This window comes from Bradyrhizobium genomosp. I (2014) (genome assembly GCF_000261685.1).
Taxonomy (GTDB): Bacteria; Pseudomonadota; Alphaproteobacteria; order Rhizobiales; family Xanthobacteraceae; genus Bradyrhizobium.
The window spans coordinates 22,627-29,918 of sequence record NZ_AJQE01000324.1 but is presented as its reverse complement, the minus strand read 5'-3'; the positions used below and the strand labels follow the sequence as shown (position 1 = coordinate 29,918).

The following is a 7,292-nucleotide window of genomic DNA, read 5'->3' as shown; positions in this document are numbered from 1 at the left end:
GGGGGGGGGGGAGCCAGTAGCGGCGATTTCGGGGACCGGGCACCGTGTCGCGCCGGCAGCTAGCGCGGCGCCTGACGGTCCCGCCCGGTATAGGCGGCAATCAGCCAGACCAGGGCAGTCACGATCAACATGGTCACGATGGTCTGGATCAAGCCGAAGTTCAGCGCGTCACGTGCCACGAACAGCGCCGTGATCGGCGCTGCTATGGCGAAGAGAATCCGAACGAACCATCCGAGCATGGCGGCCTCGATCCGCGGGGAGTTCAGCCAGCGGCCTTCATGTCTTCGGGCGATTCCACATAGAACCCGGTATAGGTATCGACAAAGCAGAGATGGTCGTGAACTTCCTTGACGCCGGCGGTGTTCTCGGCGGCGACGATTGCGGCCTGACGGGCCTCGTCGGTGGTGACAAGGCCGTGCAGATGCACCGCGCCCTTGCGGACATTCACCTCAAAGCCGATCGGACGCCAGTCGGTGCCGTTGACCGCGCGCGTGATGCGCTCGCGAATGTGCTCGTCATCGGCGGTCGGATCCGGAATTTCGTGCACGAGGCTCGCCACGGCTTGCAGTACATTCGCCCTCGTGACGATCCCCACGGGCGCCTTGCCCCGCATAACCGGGACGCGCTTGATGTCGTTCTTCTCCATCAGGTCGACCACCTCGGCCAGATCTGCGTCTTCCTGCACCGAGACGACCTGCTTCGTCATCACATCGGCGACCTTGCGGCCGCGCTCGTGGACGAACTCGGCGGCCGCACGCCCTGGTCCCATGAAGAACTTCAACCAGGCGGCGTGCTTGCGGCCGGTGCCGATTTCGCCACGGCGGAGGAAGTCGCTCTCCGAGACCACGCCGACGAGATTGCCGGCATCGTCGATGACGGGCAGGCCGCTGATGTGCATTCGGAGCATGATCTTGGCCGCCTCCTCGATCGTCGTGTGCGGCGTTACGGCAACGATGTCTTTCGTCATGATATGATGCGCGCGCATGTTCTGTCCTCGAATTCGCTGGCAGGTGGTGAGGCGGGGCTGCGGCCGCCCGCAGCCTCGCGTCGGGGGCCGTCAGGCGGCCTTCACACTGATGGTCTTGGCCGCCTTCTGAGCTTCCTCGGTCTTGGGAAGGACGACCTTGAGCACGCCGTTCTTGAACGTCGCCTCGATCTTGTCGGTGTTGACCCCGTCGGGGAGCGCGAAGTAGCGCTCGAAAGAGCCGTAACGGCGCTCGGAGACGTAGTAATCCTTCTTCTTCTCTTCGCTCTCTTCCTTCTTCTCGCCTCTGATGGTGAGACCGCCGTTGACGAGCTTGACGTCGATGTTCTTCTCGTCGAGGCCGGGAAGCTCAGCCGTGATCTCGTAGGCTTTGTCGCTTTCGGCGACGTCGACGGCCGGCGCATTGAAGTTCTTGGACAGATCGCGCTCCAGCCGGGCGAGCGAGCGGAACGGCCGCTTCCAGAAGCCGTTGCCGAAATCGTCGAAGATCTGATCGATCTCGTTTCTCAGTGTCTGGAACGGTTGCCATGCCTCGCCGGCGGCTGCGGGCGCGGTGGATGTCTTGCTGACAGGTAATTTGGTTTCGGTCGCCATGATCATTGTCTCCTTCGAGCTTGACCATTCCGGTCGCGGCAAAGAATAGCCGTGGCCATCGCGCGCCGGTTGATTTCGCTCAAATTCGAGAGCTTCGCATGCCAGATCGGATGTGTCGGCAGGCGATGGGACGATCATGCCAAATGCGAGCCCGGCGCTCGTCGATTTCCGTCCTGACGTCGCACAATATGGGGCAGATGCACGGACCTTTCTCGATTGCCGGGGCAGTCGAGAGCAGATCGGCCCTTATGAAGCCGGTCCCCTTGGCATCCATTGGTCGCCAAGTTTCACGTAGGAGCGCTTCACCGCCGCCCAGGCGGTGCGGTGAGCGATCTCTTCCTGCCGGAGGTCCCCGGCATGCGAGGCAAAGGCGTGGTTGAACGCCTCCCGGTAGATGTCCAGAGCATGAGGCGGCAGATGGTGCCGCACGCCTGGGGGAAGATCCTCGTTCGAGCGATAGGGCATCGTCGCATCCCGTACCGGATCATCGCCCGCGTTGGATCGCTCGCGGACGGCTGATGCCGGGCGTTTGCGGCAAGGCGTGCCGCAGCTTACATCGCCATGTCGGGCTCGGGCAGCCGCTCGCGCTTCGGTTCCGGAATCTCCGTCATCGTCGCCTCCGTCAGAAGAAGCACGCTTGCGACGGAAACCGCGTTTTCAAGCGCGGTCCGTACGACCTTCACCGGATCGACGATGCCGGCTTCCACGAGGTCGACATAGACCTTCTGGGCGGCATCGAAGCCGAAATTGCCCTCGCTACCGAGCATCCGGGCAACCACGACGCCGCCATCGGTTGCCGAATTCTCGGCGATCTGGCGCGCGGGAGCTTCGAGTGCGCGTTTCAGGATCTGCATGCCGGTTCGTTCGTCGCCCTCGGAGCCGGCCTCCTCCTTGGCTACCGCCGCGATCGTGCGCAGCAGGGCAAGCCCGCCACCCGGCACGATACCCTCGGCGACCGCAGCTTTCGTCGAGCTGATCGCATCGTCGAGCGCCTCCTTCTTCGCCTTCATCTCGGCTTCGGTCGGTGCTCCCACCCGGATCACGGCAACGCCGCCCGACAGCTTGGCGAGGCGCTCCTCGAGCTTCTCGCGGTCGTAGTCGCTGGTGGTCTTCTCGATCTCGACACGGATTTGAGCCAGCCGTGCGTCGATACGGGCGCGATCGCCGCCACTCCCGATCAGGGTGGTATTCTCCTTGTCGGCGACCACCCGTGCGGCGCGACCGAGCTGCTGGAGGGTGGCGCTTTCCAGCTTGAGCCCGATCTCCTCGGAGATGACCTGCGCGCCGGTGAGGATGGCAATGTCCTCCAGCATGGCCTTGCGCCGGTCGCCGAAGCCGGGCGCCTTGACGGCGCAAGCCTTGAGCACGCCGCGAAGCTGATTGACGATGAGGGTCGCCAGCGCTTCGCCTTCGATGTCCTCGGCGATGATCAGGAGCGACCGGCCGCTCTTGGCGACCTGCTCGAGCAGGGGAACCAGATCGCGCAGGGCGCCGATCTTGTGGTCGCACAGCAGCACATAGGGATCCTGCAACACGGCTTCCATACGGTCGGCATCCGTGACGAAGTAGGGCGACAGGAAGCCGCGATCGAACTTCATGCCTTCCACCACGTCCAGCAGGGTCTCGGTGGTCTTGGACTCCTCCACCGAGATCACGCCGTCACCGCCGACCTTCTCGATCGCATCCGCCACAAGCTCGCCGATGGAAACGTCGTTGTGCGCCGAGATCGTGGCGACCTGGGCCTTCTCCGCCCTGGTCTTCACCGGCTTCGCCATGGCGTGCAGGGCGGCGATGGCGGCCTGTGTCCCGCGATCGAGGCCGCGTTTCAGGTCGATCGCGCTGGCGCCGGCGACGACGTTCCGGACGCCGTCCGAAAGGATGGCGTGGGCAAGGATGGTCGACGTGCTGGTGCCGTCGCCGACGACATCGCCGGTCTTCTCGGCGGCCTGCCGCAGCACCTGCGCGCCCAGGTTCTCTTCCGCATCCTTGAGATCGAATTCCTTGGCAATGGTGACGCCATCGTTGCAGACGATGGGGGCGCCCCACGACTTCTGGATCAGGACGGATTTCGACTTCGGCCCGAGTGTGACGCGCACGGCATCGGCGAGAAGGGACGCGCCGCGCAAGACTTTTTCACGAGCTGCCGAGTGAAACAGGACCTGCTTATGCGCCATTTTTCACGTCCTCCGTCTTGCTGCATTGTCGAGGCGATTTGTGCATCAGTTTGGACGAGTGAGCTGCAGTCGAATTGATCTTCGTCAACGTGGCCACACCAGCTCGCTGGCGGTGGAGCCGTCGATGGACCATCGATCGATGCAAGATCGACATGAATTCAGGAAAGCGCGCATTTTGCAGCCAGGGCGTTGACATGGCGCAATCCGGAAATGGGGTGGTGCGGTATTTTTGATCAGGCGGAATTCGCAGCAGTGCAGAGCCATGGTCGAGCAAACACTACCTCTTCCGAAGCAGGAGCATACGGGCCGGCTCTCTGCCGCGTCGGCGTGGTCGGCAGTCCTCGCCCACAAATGGTTTGTGCTCGCGATCCTCGTTCTGCTCGCCCTTGGTGCCTGGCAGGGCGTTCGCATCCTGTTCGGACCTGCCGTCGTGGTCGACCAGGTCGCGCGCGGGCGATTGATCGAAACCGTGGTGGCGAGCGGACATGTCGAGACGCCGTACCGCGTCGAGATCGGCAGCCAGATTACCGGCACGGTCGCGGACGTGCTGGTGCAGGAGGGCGAGAGGGTCACCAAGGGGCAGCCGCTGATCTCGCTGGAGGCGCGGGAACTGAAAGCGGCGGTGATCCAGGCGCAGGGGGCGGTAGCCCAGGCCGAAGCCCGGATCAGGCAGCTTGAGGAGCTGACGCTGCCTTCCGCGAAGGAGGCGCTGACCCAGGCGCAAGCGACGCTTCTGAACGCCCAGCAGAGCTATGACCGCACGGCGCAGCTCGAACGCAACGGTTACGCGACCAAGGCAGCTCTGGATGAGGCGCAGAAGACGCTCGATGTCGCGCGCGCCGTGAAGCGCGCGGCGGAATTCCAAGTCTATACCGCAAGTCCGGGCGGCAGCGACTATGTCATGGCGCAGACGCAGCTCAACCAGGCGCGAGCCAATCTGGATACGGCGGAATCCCGCCTGGGCTATGCGACGATCGTAGCCCCTCGCGACGGCGTTCTCATTACCCGGAACGTCGAGCGAGGCACCGTGGTGCAGGCGGGGAAGGCGCTATTGGTGCTGGCGCCGTCGGGCGACTTGCAGCTGGTCTTGCAGATCGACGAGCGCAATCTCGGCAAGCTCGCGCTAGGACAGGGCGCGCTGGCCTCCGCGGATGCCTACCCCGACCGGCGTTTTGCCGCCAAGGTCTCCTACATCAATCCGGGCATCGACATCTCCCGCGCGACCGTGCAGGTGAAGCTGACGGTGGTGGAACCATCCGACGATCTGCGCCAGGACATGACCGTCTCGGTCGACATCGAGGTTGCCGCGAAAGACGATGCGAAGGTGCTTCCCGTCCGCTCGGTCCATGACATCCTCTCCGGACGGCCCTGGGTCCTGACCGTCGAGGGCGGTCGTGCGGTCAAGCGCCCGGTGAAGCTCGGCCTGCGCGGCAACAGCAACATCGAGATCGCCGAAGGGCTCGAGGCCGGCGACGTCGCGATTCCGCAAAGCTCCGGCGTGGTGACCGGGCAGCGCGTGCGGCCCGTCCTGCGATGAATCGCTGGCTCCCATTCGAGTGGATCGCTGCCGTGCGCTTCCTGCGCGAGGGGAGATTGCAGACCATCTTCATCATCGGCGGCATTTCGATCGGCGTTGGCGTCATTGTCTTCATGTCGGCAATGCTCGCGGGCATGGAGGCAAATTTCATCAGGCGCGTGCTGACGTCGCAGCCGCAGATCCAGCTCCTCACGCCGGATCAGGTCGCGCGTCCCTTGCGCGATGCCGCCGGCGAGATCGAGGACGCGGTGGTGCAACGCCCGAGCCAGCGGGTGATCTCGATCGACCAGTGGCCGAAGATCAGAACCCAGATGCTGGCGATGCCGGAAGTCACCGCAGTCTCGCCCACCATTACCGGATCCGCGCTGGCCATCCGCGGCGATGCCAGCCGGGCGGTGACGCTGACCGGAATCGAGCCGGACACCTATTTCGGCATCGTCAAGGTGCCCGACTACATCGTCGCCGGCAGCGCGCGGCTGACCAGCGAGGACATCATCATCGGCACCGAGCTCGCCAAGAATCTCGGCGCCACCGTGGGTGACAAGCTGAACCTCCAGGCGGCAAGCTCCGCCAACCGGGTGCTGACGATCTCCGGGCTGGTCGATTTCGGCAACAAGGGTGCCAATCAGCGGACGGCCTTCATCGCGCTGCGGACGGGACAGTCCCTGCTCGGCATGATCGGCGGCGTCACCACCATCGACCTGACGATCAAGGACATCTACGCGGCCGAAACCATCGCCAGGCAGATCCAGGCGGCGACGGCTGTCGAGGCCGACAGCTGGATCGCCACCAACGCGCAGTTCTTCACCGCCGTCCAGGCGCAGATCTACACGAACACCTTGATCCGGCTGTTCGTAGGCTTGTCGGTGGCCTTTGGCATTGCCGCGGTGCTCATCGTCTCGGTGATCCAGCGCTCCAAGGAGATCGGCATCCTCAGGGCAATGGGCACCTCGCGCGGCCAGATCCTGCGGGTGTTCCTGCTCCAGGGTGGTCTGCTCGGATTCGTCGGTTCGCTGTTCGGCGCGACGATGGGCGCGCTTGCGCTGATCTACTGGCACGCCGTTGCCCGTCAGGCGGATGGAAGCGAGTTCTTTCCGTTGATCCTGGAGCGAAACCTCTTCATCTATACGGCGGTGCTCGCCACGGTCACCGGCTTGTTGGCCGCGACCGCGCCGGCGGTGCGCGCCGCGAAACTCGATCCCGTGGTGGCGATCCGTGGCTGACGAGATCCTGAGGCTCGAGCGCGTCTGCAAGACCTACAATGTGGGCCTGCCGACGGAGGTCGAGGTGTTGCATGACATCGATCTCGAGCTCGGCCATGGCGAGTTCCTGGCTTTGATGGGGCCGTCCGGCTCGGGCAAGAGCACGCTGCTCAACATCGTCGGTCTGCTCGATCGGCCGACGTCCGGCCGCCTCCTCATCAAGGGGCGCGACACCGGACTATTGGGCGACAACGAACTCACGCATCTCAGAGGTCACACCATCGGCTTCGTATTCCAGCATCATTTGCTGATCTCCGCCTTCACCGCCCGCGAGAACATCATGATGCCGATGCTCGCGGATCGCGGATTTCCGAGTGCGGAGATCGCGGCCCGGGCCGATCAACTCCTCGCCGAGGTCGGCCTGGAGAGATTCGGGAGCAATCTTGCCAACAACATGTCGGGCGGCCAGCAGCAGCGGGTGGCCGTGGCCAGGGCGCTCGCCATGAATCCGGATCTCGTGCTGGCGGACGAGCCGACCGGCAATCTCGATTCGAAGTCGGCCGACGCCGTCTTCGAACTGATGCGACGGGTCAATCGGCAGAGTGGCACGAGCTTCCTGCTCGTCACCCACAATCTGGACCTTGCGCGCCGCTGCGACCGCATCATCGAGGTGGTCGACGGCCGCATTGCGCAGCATTGAACGCCGAGAATTCGGCGCAGGCGTCGACGTGCGTTTTCAGTCCTGTCGAGTTCATCGGCCCGGTAGCGTGGGCCGCGGTGTTGACCTGAATCAAGCGGAG

General features: G+C 64.2%; 8 protein-coding genes. 3 read left to right on the top strand and 5 right to left on the bottom strand.

Annotated elements, in window-relative coordinates; all coding sequences use genetic code 11:
- Window positions 1-59: 59 nt before the first annotated feature.
- From IC50_RS29425 to groL, 5 genes are all read right to left on the bottom strand, one after another.
- Window positions 60-239, bottom strand: a complete 180-nt coding sequence (locus tag IC50_RS29425; RefSeq protein WP_035713018.1) for a hypothetical protein — start codon at window positions 237-239, stop codon at window positions 60-62.
- 23 nt (window positions 240-262) lie between these two features.
- Window positions 263-985 carry a CBS domain-containing protein gene (locus IC50_RS29420; RefSeq protein WP_035713015.1) on the bottom strand — a complete coding sequence of 241 codons (723 nt, stop codon included), beginning with the start codon at window positions 983-985 and terminating at the stop codon, window positions 263-265.
- Between the two features lie 72 nt (window positions 986-1,057).
- Entirely contained in the window at window positions 1,058-1,579 is a 522-nt protein-coding gene (locus IC50_RS29415; protein ID WP_035713029.1) for an Hsp20/alpha crystallin family protein, read from the bottom strand.
- A gap of 246 nt (window positions 1,580-1,825) precedes the next feature.
- Window positions 1,826-2,044, bottom strand: coding sequence for a ChaB family protein (locus tag IC50_RS29410; protein ID WP_035713013.1), 219 nt, complete (start codon window positions 2,042-2,044; stop codon window positions 1,826-1,828).
- Window positions 2,045-2,130: 86 nt separating this feature from the next.
- Window positions 2,131-3,753 carry a chaperonin GroEL gene (gene groL, locus IC50_RS29405; RefSeq protein ID WP_035713009.1) on the bottom strand — a complete coding sequence of 541 codons (1,623 nt, stop codon included), beginning with the start codon at window positions 3,751-3,753 and terminating at the stop codon, window positions 2,131-2,133.
- 262 nt (window positions 3,754-4,015) lie between these two features.
- On the opposite strand from groL, the gene IC50_RS29400 reads away from it, so the two are divergent.
- From IC50_RS29400 to IC50_RS29390, 3 genes are read left to right on the top strand one after another with little or no spacing between them, the layout of a single operon-like run.
- Window positions 4,016-5,290 (top strand): efflux RND transporter periplasmic adaptor subunit, encoded by a 1,275-nt coding sequence (locus IC50_RS29400; protein WP_035713006.1) that lies wholly within the window; start codon window positions 4,016-4,018, stop codon window positions 5,288-5,290.
- On the top strand, window positions 5,287-6,513 hold the full coding sequence (locus tag IC50_RS29395; RefSeq protein ID WP_035713004.1) for an ABC transporter permease: 1,227 nt from the start codon (window positions 5,287-5,289) through the stop codon (window positions 6,511-6,513). Before IC50_RS29400 ends, IC50_RS29395 begins: the two co-directional genes overlap by 4 nt.
- A complete protein-coding gene (locus IC50_RS29390; RefSeq protein WP_035713002.1) occupies window positions 6,506-7,192 on the top strand; it encodes an ABC transporter ATP-binding protein in 687 nt (228 codons plus the stop codon). The genes IC50_RS29395 and IC50_RS29390 overlap by 8 nt, the downstream gene beginning before the upstream one ends.
- The last annotated feature ends 100 nt before the right edge of the window (window positions 7,193-7,292 follow it).

What these genes read in the sequence shown, in the direction of transcription:
- IC50_RS29415 (WP_035713029.1), bottom strand. Translation starts at nt 1,579, where the DNA reads ATGGCGACCGAAACCAAATTACCTGTCAGCAAGACATCCACCGCGCCC.
- groL (WP_035713009.1), bottom strand. Translation starts at nt 3,753, where the DNA reads ATGGCGCATAAGCAGGTCCTGTTTCACTCGGCAGCTCGTGAAAAAGTC.
- IC50_RS29420 (WP_035713015.1), bottom strand. Translation starts at nt 985, where the DNA reads ATGCGCGCGCATCATATCATGACGAAAGACATCGTTGCCGTAACGCCG.
- IC50_RS29395 (WP_035713004.1), top strand. Translation starts at nt 5,287, where the DNA reads ATGAATCGCTGGCTCCCATTCGAGTGGATCGCTGCCGTGCGCTTCCTG.
- IC50_RS29400 (WP_035713006.1), top strand. Translation starts at nt 4,016, where the DNA reads ATGGTCGAGCAAACACTACCTCTTCCGAAGCAGGAGCATACGGGCCGG.
- IC50_RS29410 (WP_035713013.1), bottom strand. Translation starts at nt 2,044, where the DNA reads ATGCCCTATCGCTCGAACGAGGATCTTCCCCCAGGCGTGCGGCACCAT.
- IC50_RS29425 (WP_035713018.1), bottom strand. Translation starts at nt 239, where the DNA reads ATGCTCGGATGGTTCGTTCGGATTCTCTTCGCCATAGCAGCGCCGATC.